We start from the raw sequence: 18,939 nt of genomic DNA, 5'->3' as shown, positions 1-18,939 counted from the left end.
GTTTTATTTTATAGTATTTAAATATATTTCTAGCATGGTATACCCATCATCACCAATGTTATTTCCATCGTCTGGATTATTAGGGTTAAGTCCATTTTGTATTTCCCAAAAGTTTGGCATCCCATCATGATCTGTGTCAATAGGAATTGGGACTGATTTTAATTCTGGCCATCCGCCTACATCGTTTGGTGAATCAATAATTCCACAATTTTTAGATGTATCAGGAACATCATAATGCTTTTTATATGAAGGACCTTCATATGTAGCTTCTCCACTGCGAGTTTCTTCAATAATGCGAATATCTACAGTGTCTCTTTTAGGAAGACTAGCACCAACATGCTCAAGAATAGAATTATAAGCTTCTTTTGCTGTTTGTTGCTTTATTGCCATAGCTGGCCATGGTTTATTAAGTTTTAAACCTGGAATTGCTTTTAAATTATTCGGGTTGTGTTCTTGCACTCCTTTAATAGCTGTTAATGCAGGAACAACACCCTTCCAGTTATCATTTGTTACTGCTTCACTACCAACCATTTCATTGTCGGAAATATACCATTTGCCATAATCACTATCGCCATTACGAGACCATGGTGCTGCAATTTGATGCGTCATGCTTCCTGGTTTTGTAGCAGGTCCAGGTTTGTAATAATTAGCGACTACATTTACATTAGAGAAATTAAACTTATCATTCCCTTTTTGTTTAGATTCAGCTCCGTATGTAGACTCAAACCCCCAGTTGTATATCACATTATTACGATAGTCTGTATTACCACAACCTGAAGCAAATCGGATATTTCGGTTAGAGTTATTTGCAATTAAATTATGATGATAAGTGCTATAGTTAGAGCCCCAAATACCTCCAAAACCATGGTTGCCCTTTGTTGGATGATTAGAGTTGAATAAACTTTCTGAAATAATACACCATTGTACGGTTGTATATTCACCGTGATAGATAGACATAACTTCATCAATACTCCAACTTGCAGATACATGATCTAATATTAAGTTCTTTACATATCTACTTGAAACAGCATCGGCGTCTTTAAGCGCTTCATCACCAAATCTTACTCTAATATACCGGATAATTACTTCGTCAGCATTAATCATTAGCGGATACTTTCTAAGGCAGATACCATCACCAGGAGCTGTTTGTCCTGCTATGGTGATATATGGGTTGTTTATTCGAAGATCACTTTCAAGTATAATGGTTCCTGAAATACTAAAGACAACTGTTCTAGGGCCTTTAGCTTCTACTGCTTCACGAAGACTACCTTCTCCAGAGTCATTAAGGTTTGTAACTTCATATACTTTACCACCACGTCCTCCAACGGTATATTTTCCATAACCTTCTGCAGTTGGAAATGCTAATTGTTGAGCCCATGTAGTTGTTAAAAATAATGTACAAACAAATAGAGTGAAAATGTGTTTTTTCATAATAATATGTTTCGGTTTATTTTATGCTATTTAGGTAAATTTCTAACATGGTGTAGCCATCTTTACCTAAATTATTTCTATCATCAGCATTATTTGGATTCAGCTTATTCTTAAGTTCCCAAGCATCTGGTATCCCATCATGATCTGTATCAAGTGGAGCAGGGGTGCTTTTTAGATCTGGCCATCCACCAACATCAGCAGGTGAATCAATAATGCCTGTTTTTTTAGAAAAATCTGCTACTTTTTTTGTTTTTTTATAGCTAACACCTTCAAATGTTGCAATGCCATTGCGAGCATCACTTATAACTCTTGTGTCTACTGCATCTCTTTTTGGTAAAATGGCACCAGCATTATCCAATACTAATTTATAAGCCTCTTGTGCTGTATGTTGGTTTATCTCCATAGCAGGCCAAGGTTGTTTTGCTTTTAATATTTCAATATCAGTATCACCACCTTGAGGTTGAACACCACCGTTCCAGTTATTTGCAGTAACTTCAGGACTTCCTTCCATAAAATTATCAGCTACATACCATTTTCCGTAATCAGTTACTACATCACGGCGAGACGGATTTACTATTCTGTAAGAAACATTTCCTGGTTGCGTTGCTGGTCCTGGTTTATAATAATTACCGACTATATTAATGTTAGAGAAATTAAATTTATCATTACCTTTTTGTTGGTTTTCTCCACCATAAGCACTTTGGTATCCCCAATTATATATAACGTTGTTACGATAATCGGTATTACCACTGCCTGAAGCGAAGCGCACATTTCTACTTGAATGATTTGCTATTAAGTTATGGTGGTAACTACTATAGTTAGATCCCCAAATGCCTCCAAATCCATGAGACCCTTTAATATGATTAGAATTAAACATACTTTCAGAAATAAGACACCATTGTACGGTTATGTTTTCACAATGGTAAATAGACATGGTTTCATCTACACTCCAACTGGCTGAAACATGGTCTAAAATCAAATTTTTATTATATCTACTTGAGACAGCATCTGCATCTGAACCAGATTCATTTCCAAATCGAACTCTAATATATCGAATAATAACTTCGTTAGTTCCAATTACCAAAGGCCATTTTCTTAAGCAAATCCCGTCACCTGGGGCAGTTTGACCTGCAATGGTGATATACGGATTTTTAATTGTTAAAGGTTTTTCAAGAATAATAGTTCCAGAAACTCTAAAAACTACAGTACGAGGTCCTGATGCTTCAACTGCAGCTCTTAAGCTTCCTTCACCACTATCATTTAAATTAGTCACTTCAAAAACTTTACCACCACGTCCACCAACGGTATATTTTCCATAGCCTTCTGCTGTTGGAAAGGCTAGTTGTTGCGCATGAAAATTAAATGCTATTAGCATTAATATGATACTAAAAATTACTTTTTTCATTTTAAATTTATTTTTAGTTTATTATCTCTTGCTATTAGATAACTGGCTACTTATTAATTTTAGCAAGCCATTCAGGGTATTTCTTTAATATTTTTTCTGGAGCATTCGTATACCAACTATATCCATTTCTACGATTATAACCAATTTCGGCTAGCGTTTTTTTCTTTATTCCGTCACGGTCACAGAAATATGGTTTTTCAGTGTCTAAATCATAGAATCTGCCCCATAAGGGTGAAGCGTTTTCATCTTTAACAACAATTCTGTTACGCTTTCCATTTGTTTGAATTTCTTCTTTTACTTTAATACCTTCAATTTTGTGATTTTTAAACCAGTTTATAGCTCCATTTACTGATGCGATAATTTTATTAGAAGGTGTTTCTTCTTCCATTAATAACAATATAATATTTACTGATTCGGCACCACTAAACGAAGCTAATTCATAACTTCTTGCATTTGCAGGAGCAAGTGTTTTTGCGTCATGCTGTGCACACCATATGGTTCGTTTTCCTTTTACAATTATTTGGGTGTTTAAGATACAGGCAATCCCTTTATAGAATGCTTTTTTTGCTTTTCTTTTTATTGATTTGTTTAATTTTAAAGAAGTAAATACTTGATTGCTATTATAGATTTTTTTTAAAAAAATCATAATATTAACCATGGCATTATCATTATATGTAATATGCATAGAGTATGGTTCGGTATGGTCTAAAAGAATTTCGTCTTTAGCATCTTTAATAGGGAAATATTGAGGCCATCCACCATTTTTATATTGTGCAATAAAAATATAATTTACACCTTTTATAAAAGCTTGTTTGTATCTCTCATCTGGATTATGAGAATATACTTTTGCTAAAAAAATAAGTTCGGTAATTGTTGAACCATTATCAAATGTGCCTCCTTTTTTATATTTATTTTTAATGTATTCTTTTTTTTCTAATTCTGAAAGGTTATGATGATGAGGTTTGTTTTTCTCCCATCCTCCAATGTCTTTTTGGGCAATTAATACATTTTCTGCAATCAACTTTGCTTCATTTGAACCATACCATTTTGAAGGCATGTTTTTTGCCACATGATTCCACTTTTTATTAAAAAAGTTAGAAGCTTTATTTTGAGTAAAACCTAAAGTTGTTGTTAGGGTAAATATAAGTATTGGTATATATTTAGCTATTTGCATGTTGTATTTTATTATTTAACTTTTAATATTTTACCGTTAGTATTAAATGTTACGTGTACTTGTTTTTTTGATTTTCTTATTTTTAAGATATAAATTGTTTCTCCATTTTCTTTTACTAAATCGGCATTACGAATTTCATAGCCCTCATAGGAAGTTGATAAGGTTTTAATTATAGATTTTGGAACCTCAGACTTATTAATCTCTACAATAAGTTTAATAATATTTCCATTAGCATCAAACCTAAAATTATGGCTAATGTCTTTAATTTCGCCATCAACTATATATATTATTTCACTTCCTTCTTCAACATATTTAGAATAATTAATATCTATATTTCCGTATTTGGTTTTAATGAAATTCATGATTTCTAAAGGAATTTCACTGTTTTTTAACACCTTTCTATATTTTAATAAGTTTCCTTTTTCGTTTACCCAGAAGTAATGGTTTTTTCCATCAATTCTAAATTTTATCTCGTATACTATTCTATTTCCTTTTTCATACCTGTCTGCATCTTCAATATCAAAATAGGTAATTCTTGGTTTGATAGTATTTAAAACTAACTGAGGGATTTCGCTAACGTATAAATCTTGTGAGTGTTCAAAAACAGATCCTTTATAGTCCATTTTTGCAATATGTGACTTACTATTAACTTTGTATTTAATTTGGTAATTTTTGTCCTCCTTTTTCCAATGCACATCATCTGCATTTGGAAATTTTATCTGAAAAGTATTCAAGATTACAGCAGGGACTTTGCTTTGATCTATATTTTGTGAAAATGTATTATTTACAAAAAAAACAAATACAATTATTACTATTATTCGTATCATGTATCTCATCTATCATTTATAATTTAATGCAAATAAATAATATGAATATGGAAACAAATGGGAATGAAACTGTAAAGAATATGGAATAAAAAAGTAAATTTATTTGATTATACTTTTATATAACAGCATGGCTATAGCATTTGCTCCTTCAATATTTGGGTGAACGCCGTCATTAAAATAGTGACAAGATGCGAGAAGCGGTGTATTAGCATCAATTATAGATAATCTTTTTTCTTTTGCAATTTCTTTAATTATTGGAATCTCTAAATTAAGAATATGGTTTCTTATACCATAATTCTCTTTACAAACGGGAACGGGGATGACTAGATATATTTTAGCATTCTTGTTTTTAGATAGTAATGTGTCTATTAATGACATGTAATCTGATTTAAACTGACTACTATAATTGTCCCAGTTTTTAGATTTAGTATCATTTGTACCAAGCAAAATAGTTATAATGTCGGCATTAGAATTAATTGCTTTTGTAAAAGCATGTTGCTGGTTATAAGGTTTGTTCCCTTTTTTTAAAATAGTGGCGCCACTTTTACCATTATTTTCAACTATATAATCTGATCCAAGTAATTTTTGAAGTATTGGCACATATGATGGGTTTCCATTCCATCCTTCAGTAATACTATTACCAACACAACTAACTTTAATTTGAGCAAAAAGAGACGTAGTAGTGATTAAAAATAGTAGAATAAATTTTAATATTTTCATTTGTTCTTTACTTTAAAAATATGATTGTTGTTGTATGAGTATGTAACGGATAAATTAGACACTTCTGCAATTGCTTTTACAATAGCTAATCCTAATCCTGTTGAGGTTTTACTACTTGTGTTTTTGTTGAATCGTTGAAATAAATTTTTAGCATTTATACGAGGAATATCACTAGTGTTTTCTATTGTAAAATACGATGACGTTAATTTAATTATAACCTCTCCATGCTCTTTTTTGTTATGAATAATGGCGTTTTTTATAAGATTTACAATAAGTATTTCTGCCAAATTTTTATTCATATTAAATTCCCAATCGCCTTCTTTTAGATAAGTTATTTTAATTTTTTGAAATTCTGAGTAATCTAAAAAATCTTGTTTTATTCTGCTTAATATGTTATTAAAACTTAAAGATTCTTTAGAAATAAACTGTTTGTTTTCTATTTTTGAAAGTAATAATAACGATTTGTTTAATCCTGATAATCGTTGAAAGGATTCAATAATATTCCCTATTTTTTTTAATTGATCAGAAGATAAATCGGGGCTTTCAGCTAATAATTCAAGTTTGTTAATACCAATAGCTATAGGTGTTTGCAATTCATGAGACGCGTTTTCTATAAACTGTTTTTGACTATTAAAAATATCAACATTTGTATTCAGTAATTTTTGAACAGATTCATTTAATAAAGTAAATTCTTCGATATTAGTTTTAGATAATTCTTGAGAATTACTTTTGTCTAATCTAAAATTGTTTAAATAATTTAATAGTTGGTAGAATGGTTTCCAAGTGTTCTTTAAAACAAACTTTTTAACCATAAACGTGCTTAATGCTAAAAGCAAAAACAACCATAGAAGCGAGGTAATTATTTTCTTTATTAATTTTCCTTTATTTAATTCATGAGAGAGTACTTTCATCTCATAATATTTACCATCTGAAGCTACAAAGGCTGTCGTTAATAAACGTGCTTCATAATTATTGTGCTTTAGGCTAGAAAAAATTAATGTGTCTTTATAGGTGTCTCTTACTTGAAGCGCATATGCTTCGTTTACATTTTTTATAATATAACTTTTGTCTAAAAAATCTAACTGTTCAGAAATTGTTTTATCATCTTTTAAATTGTCTATAATAGCAATTTTATGATTAGTAAGTCCTTCATCAATAGCCGTTTTAACCTGACTTAATAGTTGCGAATAAAAAAGAAATGCCCACAAACCAACCGTTGTAAATAATATTACAGATAGAATTAACAAGGTATGGTTTATTAGTTTCATCTGTTTATATCTATTATTTTTCTATGTATTGAAGGTTTAGTTATGAATGCTTCATTTATTTAATAACCAATTTATAACCCATTCCGTAAACGGAGTTAATATCTATTTCTGCACTATGGTTACGAAGCTTTTTTCGAAGATTTTTAATTTGAGAATAAATGAAATCGAAATCATTTGATTGGTCTATATAATCGCCCCATATATTTTCTGCAATAGCCGATTTACTTACAATTCTGGATTTATTCATACCAAAGAAAACAAGAATGTCGAATTCTTTTCTATTGAGTTCTACACGTTCATTATTTATAAGGACTGACCGTTCTTCAATATTAATTTTAACATTCTCTAATTCTAAAAAAGTTTGTCCGTCTGTTTTTTTTCTTCGTATTACAGATTTTATTCTTGCATTAAGTTCTGTTAAATGAAATGGTTTGGTAAGGTAGTCATCTGCTCCTAGGTTTAAGCCCTTTACTTTATCTTCAATAGAATCTTTTGCCGAAATAATAATGACACTATCTGCTTTTTTTAAGGTTTTTAATTTTTGTAATAAATCGAGCCCGCTACCATCAGGTAATGTAATATCTAGTAGAATACAATCATAATCATAGGATACAATTTTATCTAAACCTGAATTAAAATCATCAGCAACTTCTACAACGTAATTTTCGTCTTCAAGGAATTGTTTTATCAATCCTTTCATTTCAGGTTCGTCTTCTATTACAAGTATTTTCATCTTATAAAGATATAATTATTCAATTTTATTTAGGCCATTCACTTTTTAATAAATAATGAAAAGTACTATTACGAGAATTAGCTTTAGTTTTTTTTACTTCAATGTTATCATTTTGTAACAAACTAATCATTTCAGCTCCAGCATACAGTGTAGGACCATAACCATGGGTTGCATAAATACTTTTTCCTCTATGATAATAATAACTATTATCGTGAGCAAAGGTTGTGCCCTCACAGGTACCATCTACAGCACCATTTTCTAGTACTCGTGTTTGAAGAGCATTCCAACCAGTAATAGCTACAGGTCCGTAAACATGGTTTATCCAGCCTTCATTAATGCCTTTTGCTATTGCAAAAGTAAACATAGCGGTACACGATGTTTCTGTATAAGTATCATTTTTATCTAGTAGATTATGCCAAAAACCATCACCTCCTTGAAGGTTCGCCAATGAACGTATCATAGAACGGTATAAATGTAAAATTTCATATCTTCCTTGATAGTTTTCAGGTAATGCACTAAGCAATTCGGCCATAGACATTAACACCCAACCATTAGCGCGTCCCCAATAAAAACGAGGATCATAATCGCCAGACGTTACATTCCATCCATGATCAAATAATTCTTTTTCAGGAATGTATAAGCGTTTCGCCATTTGAAGCACTTGTTTTACGGCATCATCAAAATACTTATTATAGCCAGTAAGTACTCCCATATTAGTTAAAAAAGGAACACTCATATACATATCATCTGCCCAAACAGACTTGTATTGTGGGCGGTTTCTAGCTAAAGTACCATCTTCTAAACGAAATTGATTATTTGAAATATGATCTGCTGTTTGATTGATTAACTCTAAATAATCATCATTTTTAGTTTTTAAATAGGTTTTAATCATTGCAGCAGTAATAGAACCACAATCATCAAGAGCATGAAAATTTAAAATACGTCCCCAACCACCAATTTTAGTCTTCTTAATTTTATCTTTATTATTCTTAAAATAGGGTAAATGTTTAACAACATAATCATAAAACTTTATGTTATCAGAAAAGAATGTTTTATCGCCAGTAACATCTTCAATATAACTGAATGCAGATAAAACTACGCCATGTGTATACGACCACTCACTTGAAAAACCTTTTGAAGGAACAGCATTAGGATTGAATTTTGAAAAATTGGTGATTTCTTCTCCCGTTTTCTCATCAATTATGGTTTGTGGACTTGTTGATTCGTAGTAAGTTTTAATTCTATTTAAAACGTCTTTAATGCCTTCTTCTGAAGGATATGTATAAGGAATTTCATATTGTGGAATTCGACCTGTTTGGTTTTCTTGTGCATTAATTACAACGCATGATAACGTTATAAAAAGAACTAGTAAAAAGTATATTGATTTATTCATCTTTAAATGTAACCTTATTTTTTATAATTTTATTCTTGAATTTTAAGTATTAATATAGCATCTTCCCATTTTGATGGAGGTGCCATTATTCTAGATTCGTTTTCTTTAAATACTGTAACGTTTTCTTTTTTACCATTTCTAGGATAAAACCAATAGGCTTCGGCATTTTTATTTAAAACATTAGTAACCTTGCAATGTGAGTTATTTGAAAAATATACCAATGCCATATCATTTGATTTGGTAGTTACAGCTGTTTTTAAACTTTCATTTTTACCAACACCAGAAATGACATTACCATTTGGAATCCATTCATGCCACTTATGGTCTTTTAAAAATTGTTTTCCTATTACCGATACTTGTTTAGCTGCTGGGAAATTTAATGCTTCCTGCCAAGTATATCCACAGTTATAATCACCTTCATTGCCTCTCATTGACCAAATAGGACCAGCACCGTAAGTATGTCCTGCACCACCTGCAAAGTAAGTTTGATAAAACTGTCTGCGAACACGAACAGGAGTTACCCAACCACAGTCATGTTTATATGTTCCATATTCATAAGATCCTTCTAGAAATAAACTAGGTTTCACGGGACTTGTTAATTGATAGTCATTTAACATGGTTCTATATACATCATTAACTTCTTTCCAAACTTCTACACCATTTACATCTTGCCATACATCATCATGAAACCATTGCGATGAGCCATAAGGCGCATCTCCATTTGGGTGGTATGTAAAAAACACGTCATCCCAAGCTGTATGTTTTTCGTTCCAAGCAGGTTTTTTACCTGTAACACCATTTACAATACCTTCAGCCATTGATCTATAAACATCACGATAATCGTATTCGCTAAACTTTTGATTTTTGTCATAAGCACTAAATTGCGCTTTGGTATCGCCTCCCAAAACCCAAATAATGTGAGGTTCTTTACTATAGCGTTTGCCTAAAAAAGCGCCATAAATTTTGGCTTTTTCAGTAGTATATTCATGAGTACCTGTAACAAGTTGAGATGCCCAACAAGGTAAAAGGGCTAAATACATATTACGCTTCTTTACTGCTTTAATGACATAGTCTGCATGATCCCAATAATCATTAGGAGCATTCATGCTTCCACCTTTAACAACGAGTGGTTCTGATGTATTTGGATGTTTTTCATCTCCTGTAAAAGGACTATGACCATAAGCATTCACTGCATTATCAGGGCTTCTGCTTAAACCACCACCATGTGGAGACCAATGTGCTACTGCTTGAATGACTGTAAACCCTAAAGCTTGTCTGCTGTCTAGATATAGGTCGACTTCTTCTCTGGTAAGTTGTTGAAACATACCCCAACCTGTATCTCCAATCCATAAAAACGGATTGCCATCTTTATGTTGAATATAATGCCCGTTTGATGACACTTCTAATTTCCCATGATCTTGCCATGGTGATTGAGCCGTTATTAGATAAGGTTGCAAAAAGAACCCTAAAGCTATTATTAAAATATTGAATTTCATTTTTTTAAGTATTTGTTGTTTAGTTTGTATATTTTATTAAAAATTGAAATTAGCAGGGTCTGGTCCGAAATGTTTCGATTGATTTAATGAATCTAATTTATCCATATCTGATTGAGAAAGCTCGAAATCGAAAATTTGAGAATTCTCTGCAATACGATTAGGATTTACTGATTTTGGAATTGTAATAACCTCATGTTGTAAGTTCCAGCGTAATGTGACTTGTGCAGGTGTTTTTTTATGTTTTTTTGCTATTTCTTGAACCGTTGGTACTGAAACAATATGTCCTTGCATTAAAGGGCTCCAGGCTTCCATTTGAATTTTATGATCTTTACAGAAATTTAATAGCTCAGGTTGAAAAAGAAAAGGATGAAACTCTACTTGGTTTACGCTAGGAACAATTTTGCAATTACCTAATATGTCTTTTAAATGATTAATAAGAAAATTACTAACACCAATAGATTTTGCACGACCACTATTATAAATTTGCTCCATGACTTTCCATGTTTCAATGTAAAAATCTTTAACTGGCCAGTGTACCAAATATAAGTCGACATAGTCTGTATCAAGTCTATCTAAACTTTCTTGAAAAGCTTCTAAAGTTCTTTTTTTGCGTTGGTCATCATTCCACACTTTAGTTGTTAAGAATATTTCCTCACGCTTTATGCCACTATCTCTAATTGCTTTTCCAACACCAATTTCGTTTCCATATACAGAAGCTGTGTCAATACTACGATATCCTATATCTAATGCATGACGAACTGCATATTCTACGTTTGCTCCATCTTCTATTTGAAAAACACCAAAACCCAGCCATGGCATTTTAAGCCCGTTGTTTAAAATTGTACAATCATTTATATTTTTAATCATCTTCTTAAAACTATTTATCAAATATATTGTCTTATGTGCCTACAATTTAATTTAGGATGTACCCCATTTGTTTACCTGAGGAATCAAATCTGTTAGTTCAGTAATTTTGACAGGTCTTTGTTCATCAATACTTTTTCGTGCAGCAATTCCAATAAGAACCGCCATTGAACCATCTCTAACATCTGAAGCATGATGTAATTTTGGATCGGTTGTAATACCTCTAAAAATTTTATCAAACATGATTTTATCACCTCCCCAGTGTCCTTTGCGAACAAAAGGAAACTCTATACGCTTATAATCTTCGAAGTTTCGTTGTGAAACAATTTCATGATATTTTAATTCAGCATTAGAGTGGGTTGATTGACTCATCTCTTTTTCGTGTATTTTAGATTGATCTTCTTGATTATTATCACGCCATGGAATACCTTCATGTGTTTCTAAACGACCATCTTTTCCATTAAAAGCAAAACGGAAACCTTCGAAAGGAGAATAGGTTGATAATGAATAACTAACCTGTACACTATTGGCATACTTAATTTGTACAACCATTTTATCAAAAATATCAATTTCTTCTCTCCATAAACAATTATCTCTTATATAGCCATCGTGTTTTTCATTAGCCACATAAAGTTTCATATACCTATCATCTTTCGTGATATCCCAATAAAATTTACAATCTTTTTTATGCTCACAGGTTCTACAATTTTCACCTTTAAAGGGGTTGTTAGAGCCATATTTTTCTAATTCACCATACGCATGAATTTCAACAGGATCAGATTCAATAAGCCAGTTTAATAAATCGAAATGATGTGCCGCTTTGTGTAGTAAAAGTGTCCCTCCTTTTTGACGTAGCCCATGCCAACGACGAAAATAGGATGCTCCATGATAAGTGTTCAAGTACCAGTTTAAATCAATAGAAACAAGATCTCCAATTTCATTTGATTGTATTATTTCTTTAAGTTTTGTAAATAACTTACCATAACGATAGTTAAATGCGTTAATTAATTTTCCTTTAGACCTACGTTGTGCATCAATAATATTTTGGCACTTTTCTTCATCGGTAGTCATTGGTTTTTCTGAAGCAATATCTATACCTTTATCAAGTCCTTTTATAATAAACTCATCATGCGTTGAATCAACTGTTGTGACAATAAGGAGGTCGATATCTGTTTTTTCTAACATCTCATCAAAGTTGGTGTAAACAGGACAATCTGCACCAATATATTCTTTACCAAAAGCTACTCTTCCAGGGTTAATATCGCATAGACCCACAAATTCAACAACATCTGAGTATTCTTCATTTAAAAATTTACCCCAAAAAGTAATGCCTCTAATACCTGTTCCAACCAAAGCAATCTTTTTCTTTACATTATCATTTAATATTATACTAGCAAATGCTGGAGAAATTAACATAGAACCAGCAACTGTTGCGCTGGTAGTCTTAATAAATTTACGTCTTGATACTGTATTTTTGTTATTTGCCATAGTAGTTAGTTTTAGATCAATACTTTGTGCTAAGTTTTTGTTAAAAAAAATAAACAAAAAATCTTATTGTATTGACAATCATTTTATTTATTATTTAACAGTAAAAATAACACGTTGATACCTTGTAAGTTTTGGAGAACCATTATCTGTTACTTCACAAATTATATGAAATGTATCTCCTTTCTTTACATCTTCAGGAACAATGAAAGAAGCGTTCAACTTATCGGCATTAGTAAATTCCACACTACCATTGTATGAGTCTGCTTCTTCATATTGCCACCAATTATAAGTTAATTCATCGCCATCTGGATCATAAGTTCCTTTAGCACTAAGTTTTACGGTTTTATCTACTTTTGTATTTCTATCTAAAGGATGGTCAAGTAATACAATAGGAGCATGATTAGCTTCATCAAATGACTTAACACACCAATCGGCACGTGCAGCAAAATCGTTTTGTAAAGCATCTGTCCAACGCGTAATTGGTTTGAAATATTCGTGCATTAAATCTTGATTTTCAGGATATGTATCACGCATATAGCTTCGCCCAAATGCAGACCTTGTATACCATCGTCCTTCAGGATAGGTGTAATTAGCTTCAGGAACAGGATCTAACCAAGTGTTTTCTCTAACATTTTTATAACGACCTCCCCAACCTCCATGCGAAGGAGACTGTAAAGACCTTAATCCTGTTGGAATGGTATAAATAAAAGAAGGAGAATCACCTTCAGATCTAAAATCATCTTTCTTTTTATGGTTTTCTGCTCTAAAGCCTTCATTATCATTTCCACCTTTATAGGCTTCATATAAAGAACAAAGTTGTCCGTGATTTTCTAAAATATTTGATTTCATCCAATTAGATTTAAAATAATCTATTTTATCAGAAGGTATTATTTTGTCCCATTGGTAAGCAACAGCCCAAAATTGGTCGCATATGATGGTTTGAATATTATATTTCCCCCAATGCTGACGTATATATTTTTGATAGGTATCATCTTGTTCCCAAATAAAGAAAAAACGTAATTTTTTAGCAACAGATTCCATTTTTTCAGGATGCTCTTCTTCAATCGTTTTTAGTGCTCTAGCAATAGTATTGGTGCCTCCCCAAGCTTGAAGCCAAATAGGGTTGTTGTCTGATTCATCTAAAAGTACTTTTACAATGTGTTGCGAACCAGGAGTAATGGAATCCATTTCGCCTTCTGCATCAACATTACCAAGAAAATTAATAGATTCTAAATAGTCAGGAGTTGGATATTCTTTACTGTGTTTTATTAAGTTAGGATATACTTTTGTATAGGCTTCAAGATAAGGATCAATCCAATCATCTCCTGCCCATTTATGTCCACGCCAATGGTATTGTGAGCTAGAAGTAACAATGCCTTCAACATTCCATTCATTTGAATATAATAAAAATCGAACCATAGAGCATTCGTCGTCTATTTCACCATCGCTAGTAACAATAATTCGTGGTTTTTCTGATGCGTTTGTTTTTGAGCTTATAGCTTCTGCAGACACCTTAATTCTTGATTGTTCAGAAATACTTAATATTTGTTGAGTTGTTAAAGCGCTTTTATATATTCTAATATCGTCTAATTCACCAAGAAAAGGATTGTCTAAACGGCTGGCATCACCAATATACAAATCTTGTGGATTGGAAATATTACCAACTCTATCTATACCATCATAGTATTTATCGTATGGTTTTATAGATTTTTGAAGCACTCCATTTGCATACGCTCTTATTTGTTTGTTTTTCGTATCACGAACCATTACAACATGAACCCATTCTCCGGTTGTGAATGCATCTAGAGGTGCTAATAGAGAAGACCTATTAACGTCATCATCAATATTAAAGCAAACGCCTCTACCACCAACAAATGTTATTTCCCAGCGTTTTCCTGTTTCTCCTTCAACACTTGCTTGGTAATCTCCTTTGGTTAGTAAATGTTCATAGTAAGGTTTTACACCTTTTGGCCATTTCAATAAAAAGGAAACTGAAAAATCCTCATCACCAAAATCGAATGCAGGATTATTTGGTATAATAATATGGTCATCTTCACCATCAAAATGTATAGCGCTTCCTAAAGCACCTGATACCCATACAGAATCTTCATTTGTATTGTTTAGTAAACCTTTAGTTCCACTAATCATTTCTGTTATTTCAATACCTTCACCTTCATCAAAAGGGATGTGAGCAGACATATTTGGTAGTTCAACATTATTCTTACAGCCTGTAATTATTAGTACTAATAAGAGAGAAAATTTTAAAAAGAATACTTTATTAATATCTATCATCTTTATACTTTTTATTTTTCTATTGTAACAATAACTCTTTGATAGCGTGTTAAACGAGGAGAACCATGATCGGTAACTGCTAGAATAATATGCATAGTTCCTGTACCATCACCTCCTAATCGTTTTGTTGGTACTGCAAACCAAGCGTTTTGCTGATCGTTATTTTGAATTTCAACGGGTTGTCCACTACGAGCACTTGAAACAGAAAAAGTTCCGGCTTCTTTATAGTAAAACCATTTATATGACAGGGCGTCTCCATCTGGATCAGTGGAACCTTTTGCGCTTAAATTAACGCGATCACCTATTTTTGTTGTCAAATTTATGTCGTGGCCAATTTTAACAATAGGAGGGTGGTTGGCTTTGTCGAAGGTGTTGATTGTCCAATCCATTCTTGCAGCAAAATCATTTTGAAACGCCTCACGCCAACGCCAAATAGTTTCATGATTTCCTAGATGCCAACGACTATCTATACCTAATACTTCATCTTCTGCATCAGAATAAATTGGTCTGCTTTCTGGATAAAGCTGCCATTTGCGGTAACGTGGCGTGTATAATTCATAGCGACCACCCCAACCACCATATTCTGGATGTTCAGGATCGTTTAAGCCATTATTAATTAATGATAAAAATGAAGGTGTATCTCCTTCCATTAAGAAATCCCAATGTGGATATTCAGCACCTAACGGGCCTTTTTTTCTAATATTTTTTTCTAACCATTCATTTGAAACAATGGTAAAGTCTCCGCCATCACAGCGCGCATGAAAAAAATCACCACTTATACCGCTCCAAGTTGCATGATGATAACCGCCACCAGCATTAAATCCAGGACTTACAATATAGAATAAGTTTGGAAATTCTTTTCGTATCCATGGACCACTATCATCTTGATCTGAAATAGTATAAACACGAATTTTTGAAATAAATTTATCAACCTCTTTAGCCGATCGTGTTTGTTTCACTTTCCAAAGTGCTTGAGCTAATACATTTGGCCCACCCCAAACAGTTACCCATAATGGTCTAGTATCGTTTTTGTCAATCGATTGTATTAGCAATTCAGAAGCAGGAGAATCTTTTCCTTCTCCAACTGCTTTTACACCATATTCTGGAAGCCCTTCAGTAATTATAGATTTTAAATAATCTCCTGTTGGAAAACCAGGTTCATGTTTTTCTAAATTGTCTCTTACTTTACTATAGGCTTCAACTATTTCTTTGATGCGATAGGTTGCGACTTCATGTTGTTGATGCACAGAAGTTGTTGCAGCTAATCCTTCAATATCATAATTATTAGCATAGACTAGAAAACGAACCATTGACATAGCATCATCAGGTTCATTTTCAATATCTGTTAAAACAAAAACTCTTGGTTTTTCTTGAGCTGAAACAAGAAATATTCCACAAAAGAATAAAATATATAGAAAAATCTTATTAGTTTTTATTGTCATGTATTTAATTGGTTTAGTTGGTTTTGATACAAATTAATAATATGAATTTGGAAACAAATGGGAAAAAAATCTTAATTTTTAATCCATTCCCATCGTTTAGCCCAATCCATTAAAAAAGCTTCTCTGTGCTTTGAAATCGTTCTAGCACCTTGTTGTACACCAAAGAACAATTCAGGGTTAGGCATGTCTCCATACCAGTTAGGTCCAAGTTTATAATCGTCTGCATCTTCTTTTCCTGGCCAAGGTTTAATACTAACATATTCACCATGTTGCCCATCTAATTCTGGTATTTTACTCGATGTTAAATAACTTCCTTTTTCAGGTTTTTTTGAAGAATAACGAAAACCATAAGTACCATTTCCTAAATAATAACCTGGCCAAACTTGTTTTGAAATAGTTACTGTGAAACACGCTGAGTCTTGAGGAATTGATAATTCAGGACCTTTAAAACGCCATTCTTGAATGCCATAAGCCTTAACAGTATCAGCAACCGTTGTATTACGATTAAAAATAGATCTAGAACTATGAGTAATTGGAGTGTATTGACCGCCCCAGCTTTCACTAGTTGGATCATCAGGATTACCATTCATTACATACGCAAGAGAAGGAGTATCACCCATTTTTATATGACCTCCATAGCGTTTTTTAAAATCTACTCCCATAGCTCCATTTCCTTTTATATGGTTTTCAAAGTATGAGGCATTTGTAATATCTTTTGGAGATTCTTTATCTAAAAACCAACCTCTGTATGTTGCATTTGATTCAATCATCCAAAGGTTTGGATGATTTTCGGCAATATAAGCATAGGCATTAGGTCCCCATTTTTTATTTGGCCCTCCAATCCAGTAAACTCTAATGTTTTTTTCAATTTCAGGTGCATCATGCAAAGCTTGAGCGACATCTTCTATGCCACCCCATACTAAAACCCATAAAGGTTGATTACTTTTCTTTTTTGCACATTTTATAATCCATTCCGATCCTTTTGTAGGACTATCATAACCTTTATAAGTTGCGCCTACTTTTGCTCCTTCTTTACAAATAGCTCTTAATGAATCTGGATGAGGAAGCGCTGGTGCATGTTTTTTTAATTTACCTAAGTCTTTTTCGTAAAGGGCAATCATGTCAAGAATGTCTTGTGTAGTTCCTGTTTTAAAGGAAGTAGATACTAATCCTTCAATTTGAAAAAAATCGGCGTACATTAATAAATGAATCATAGATTGAAAATCGTCAGGGTCTGTTCCTCCAATATCTGTACTAATTAATATTCTAGGCTTTACTTTTTGTTGTTTAGCATTACTACATTGTGTTAAAAGCATCAAAGAAGATACTCCCATAAGCAGTATTTTGACTGCTTTTTTTAACTTTTGTTTAGACATTTTTTTATCCCTTTATTTATTTTATGAATACATATTTATATAACAAATAACCTTATTTGTTATTTAGTTTTGCTAAGATATGAAAAGAAAGCAAACGAAAAAAAAGAAAAATAAACGAAATATATGCGTTATCTTTGATGTTATTAATTCTTATAATATATTTATAAAAAACTCATATATCATGGTAAATATTCGAAATACTAAAATCTTTTTTATAGCCTTGTTTGTTTGTTCAATATTTAGTTTTTCTCAAGAAAAAAAAGTAAAACTTACTGAGGTTGAATGGCATGGAACGGGCTGTTATAAAATTGAAATGCCAATGGGAACAGTATATTTTGAGAAAGATAATGGTGTTTCTGGTTTTAAAAGTTTTATAGATAATGAAGGTAACGATTGGATTGCATCTTATTTAGAACCTGGACCAAATGGTAATTTCCGTGGTTTTCCTAATAGTATTGGTAATTTTGGTCATGCTGGTAGAGACAGTGGATCAACTACGATAATTATTGATGATAAGACTGAAGGAGATCATATTATTTTAGAATCATCTAATAGTAAATTTACGTTTCAATACTGGTTTTTTAAAGATCATATAGCGATTAAAGTACTTAAATCTGAAGGAGATTATTGTTTCCTTTTAGAAGGAGTTGCAGGAGGTAGTGCAGATGCTGAGGATTATTTTGTTACAGCAGATGGAAAGAAACATATACCTAGCGGTGAGTTTTATGATTTTACTCCAGAATGGTTTTATTTAGGAGACTCAAAAGTGAAAAATGTTCTGTTTCTTGCGAAAACTCCTGATGATGATGCGCCAAATGAAAACCATAGGCAAATACGTAAAGGCAACTTACATAATATGGATCTTTATAGTTTTGGTAGAGCAGGGAAAGAACGAAAATATGAAGTTAAAGGTATGAGTGGTAATGAACATATTTGTGTTATAGGTTTTATGCCAGCCAAAAAGTCTCATAAAAAGATTTCTAAAATGATAAAAAGATTTCTAGAAGCCCCATTTACTGTAACAAAGTAA

Annotated in this window: 15 protein-coding genes; 1 reads left to right on the top strand and 14 read right to left on the bottom strand. The window is 32.2% G+C overall.

All coding sequences use genetic code 11. The features are described 5' to 3' along the window. Window positions 1–3: 3 nt before the first annotated feature. The 14 genes from ACH5TW_RS06310 to ACH5TW_RS06245 all read right to left on the bottom strand — a co-directional run bounded on the left by ACH5TW_RS06310 (window position 4) and on the right by ACH5TW_RS06245 (window position 17,909). On the bottom strand, window positions 4–1,431 hold the full coding sequence (locus ACH5TW_RS06310) for a pectate lyase family protein (RefSeq protein ID WP_439335652.1): 1,428 nt from the start codon (window positions 1,429–1,431) through the stop codon (window positions 4–6). 16 nt (window positions 1,432–1,447) lie between these two features. Beyond that, on the bottom strand, window positions 1,448–2,836 hold the full coding sequence (locus ACH5TW_RS06305; RefSeq protein WP_439335651.1) for a pectate lyase family protein: 1,389 nt from the start codon (window positions 2,834–2,836) through the stop codon (window positions 1,448–1,450). Between the two features lie 46 nt (window positions 2,837–2,882). Further along, window positions 2,883–4,010 carry a pectate lyase gene (pelA, locus tag ACH5TW_RS06300; RefSeq protein ID WP_439335650.1) on the bottom strand — a complete coding sequence of 376 codons (1,128 nt, stop codon included), beginning with the start codon at window positions 4,008–4,010 and terminating at the stop codon, window positions 2,883–2,885. Between the two features lie 11 nt (window positions 4,011–4,021). Beyond that, complete coding sequence (locus tag ACH5TW_RS06295) at window positions 4,022–4,837, bottom strand: hypothetical protein (protein WP_439335649.1); 816 nt, start codon at window positions 4,835–4,837, stop codon at window positions 4,022–4,024. 99 nt (window positions 4,838–4,936) lie between these two features. Beyond that, the gene (locus tag ACH5TW_RS06290) at window positions 4,937–5,557 is read right to left on the bottom strand and encodes a GDSL-type esterase/lipase family protein (RefSeq protein WP_439335648.1); all 621 of its coding nucleotides are present in this window, start codon (window positions 5,555–5,557) and stop codon (window positions 4,937–4,939) included. Beyond that, window positions 5,554–6,825 carry a sensor histidine kinase gene (locus ACH5TW_RS06285; RefSeq protein ID WP_439335647.1) on the bottom strand — a complete coding sequence of 424 codons (1,272 nt, stop codon included), beginning with the start codon at window positions 6,823–6,825 and terminating at the stop codon, window positions 5,554–5,556. The genes ACH5TW_RS06290 and ACH5TW_RS06285 overlap by 4 nt, the downstream gene beginning before the upstream one ends. A 55-nt stretch (window positions 6,826–6,880) precedes the next feature. Then, window positions 6,881–7,558 carry a response regulator transcription factor gene (locus ACH5TW_RS06280; RefSeq protein ID WP_439335646.1) on the bottom strand — a complete coding sequence of 226 codons (678 nt, stop codon included), beginning with the start codon at window positions 7,556–7,558 and terminating at the stop codon, window positions 6,881–6,883. A gap of 25 nt (window positions 7,559–7,583) precedes the next feature. Beyond that, window positions 7,584–8,951, bottom strand: coding sequence for a glycoside hydrolase family 88/105 protein (locus ACH5TW_RS06275; protein WP_439335645.1), 1,368 nt, complete (start codon window positions 8,949–8,951; stop codon window positions 7,584–7,586). Window positions 8,952–8,980: 29 nt separating this feature from the next. Then, complete coding sequence (locus tag ACH5TW_RS06270; protein ID WP_439335644.1) at window positions 8,981–10,447, bottom strand: glycoside hydrolase family 140 protein; 1,467 nt, start codon at window positions 10,445–10,447, stop codon at window positions 8,981–8,983. Between the two features lie 36 nt (window positions 10,448–10,483). Then, the gene (locus tag ACH5TW_RS06265) at window positions 10,484–11,314 is read right to left on the bottom strand and encodes an aldo/keto reductase (RefSeq protein ID WP_439335643.1); all 831 of its coding nucleotides are present in this window, start codon (window positions 11,312–11,314) and stop codon (window positions 10,484–10,486) included. A gap of 51 nt (window positions 11,315–11,365) precedes the next feature. Then, the gene (locus ACH5TW_RS06260) at window positions 11,366–12,799 is read right to left on the bottom strand and encodes a Gfo/Idh/MocA family oxidoreductase (protein ID WP_439335642.1); all 1,434 of its coding nucleotides are present in this window, start codon (window positions 12,797–12,799) and stop codon (window positions 11,366–11,368) included. A 90-nt stretch (window positions 12,800–12,889) separates the two neighbouring features. Continuing rightward, the gene (locus ACH5TW_RS06255; RefSeq protein WP_439335641.1) at window positions 12,890–15,091 is read right to left on the bottom strand and encodes a nucleoside hydrolase-like domain-containing protein; all 2,202 of its coding nucleotides are present in this window, start codon (window positions 15,089–15,091) and stop codon (window positions 12,890–12,892) included. An 11-nt stretch (window positions 15,092–15,102) separates the two neighbouring features. Next, the gene (locus ACH5TW_RS06250) at window positions 15,103–16,533 is read right to left on the bottom strand and encodes a nucleoside hydrolase-like domain-containing protein (RefSeq protein WP_439335640.1); all 1,431 of its coding nucleotides are present in this window, start codon (window positions 16,531–16,533) and stop codon (window positions 15,103–15,105) included. A 71-nt stretch (window positions 16,534–16,604) separates the two neighbouring features. Beyond that, a complete protein-coding gene (locus ACH5TW_RS06245; RefSeq protein ID WP_439335639.1) occupies window positions 16,605–17,909 on the bottom strand; it encodes a nucleoside hydrolase-like domain-containing protein in 1,305 nt (434 codons plus the stop codon). 181 nt (window positions 17,910–18,090) lie between these two features. On the opposite strand from ACH5TW_RS06245, the gene ACH5TW_RS06240 reads away from it, so the two are divergent. Continuing rightward, window positions 18,091–18,939: a hypothetical protein gene (locus ACH5TW_RS06240; protein WP_439335638.1), complete on the top strand. Its 849-nt coding sequence runs from the start codon at window positions 18,091–18,093 to the stop codon at window positions 18,937–18,939.

The sequence above is a fragment of the Thalassobellus sediminis genome (genome assembly GCF_044386045.1).
GTDB classification, from domain to species: Bacteria; Bacteroidota; Bacteroidia; order Flavobacteriales; family Flavobacteriaceae; genus Thalassobellus; species Thalassobellus sediminis.
This window is presented reverse-complemented; position numbering and strand designations above follow the sequence as displayed.

Bases quoted from the DNA above. Each gene is read 5' to 3' on its own strand.
- ACH5TW_RS06310 (WP_439335652.1), bottom strand. From the start codon at position 1,431: ATGAAAAAACACATTTTCACTCTATTTGTTTGTACATTATTTTTAACA.
- ACH5TW_RS06305 (WP_439335651.1), bottom strand. From the start codon at position 2,836: ATGAAAAAAGTAATTTTTAGTATCATATTAATGCTAATAGCATTTAAT.
- pelA (WP_439335650.1), bottom strand. From the start codon at position 4,010: ATGCAAATAGCTAAATATATACCAATACTTATATTTACCCTAACAACA.
- ACH5TW_RS06295 (WP_439335649.1), bottom strand. From the start codon at position 4,837: ATGATACGAATAATAGTAATAATTGTATTTGTTTTTTTTGTAAATAAT.
- ACH5TW_RS06290 (WP_439335648.1), bottom strand. From the start codon at position 5,557: ATGAAAATATTAAAATTTATTCTACTATTTTTAATCACTACTACGTCT.
- ACH5TW_RS06285 (WP_439335647.1), bottom strand. From the start codon at position 6,825: ATGAAACTAATAAACCATACCTTGTTAATTCTATCTGTAATATTATTT.
- ACH5TW_RS06280 (WP_439335646.1), bottom strand. From the start codon at position 7,558: ATGAAAATACTTGTAATAGAAGACGAACCTGAAATGAAAGGATTGATA.
- ACH5TW_RS06275 (WP_439335645.1), bottom strand. From the start codon at position 8,951: ATGAATAAATCAATATACTTTTTACTAGTTCTTTTTATAACGTTATCA.
- ACH5TW_RS06270 (WP_439335644.1), bottom strand. From the start codon at position 10,447: ATGAAATTCAATATTTTAATAATAGCTTTAGGGTTCTTTTTGCAACCT.
- ACH5TW_RS06265 (WP_439335643.1), bottom strand. From the start codon at position 11,314: ATGATTAAAAATATAAATGATTGTACAATTTTAAACAACGGGCTTAAA.
- ACH5TW_RS06260 (WP_439335642.1), bottom strand. From the start codon at position 12,799: ATGGCAAATAACAAAAATACAGTATCAAGACGTAAATTTATTAAGACT.
- ACH5TW_RS06255 (WP_439335641.1), bottom strand. From the start codon at position 15,091: ATGATAGATATTAATAAAGTATTCTTTTTAAAATTTTCTCTCTTATTA.
- ACH5TW_RS06250 (WP_439335640.1), bottom strand. From the start codon at position 16,533: ATGACAATAAAAACTAATAAGATTTTTCTATATATTTTATTCTTTTGT.
- ACH5TW_RS06245 (WP_439335639.1), bottom strand. From the start codon at position 17,909: ATGTCTAAACAAAAGTTAAAAAAAGCAGTCAAAATACTGCTTATGGGA.
- ACH5TW_RS06240 (WP_439335638.1), top strand. From the start codon at position 18,091: ATGGTAAATATTCGAAATACTAAAATCTTTTTTATAGCCTTGTTTGTT.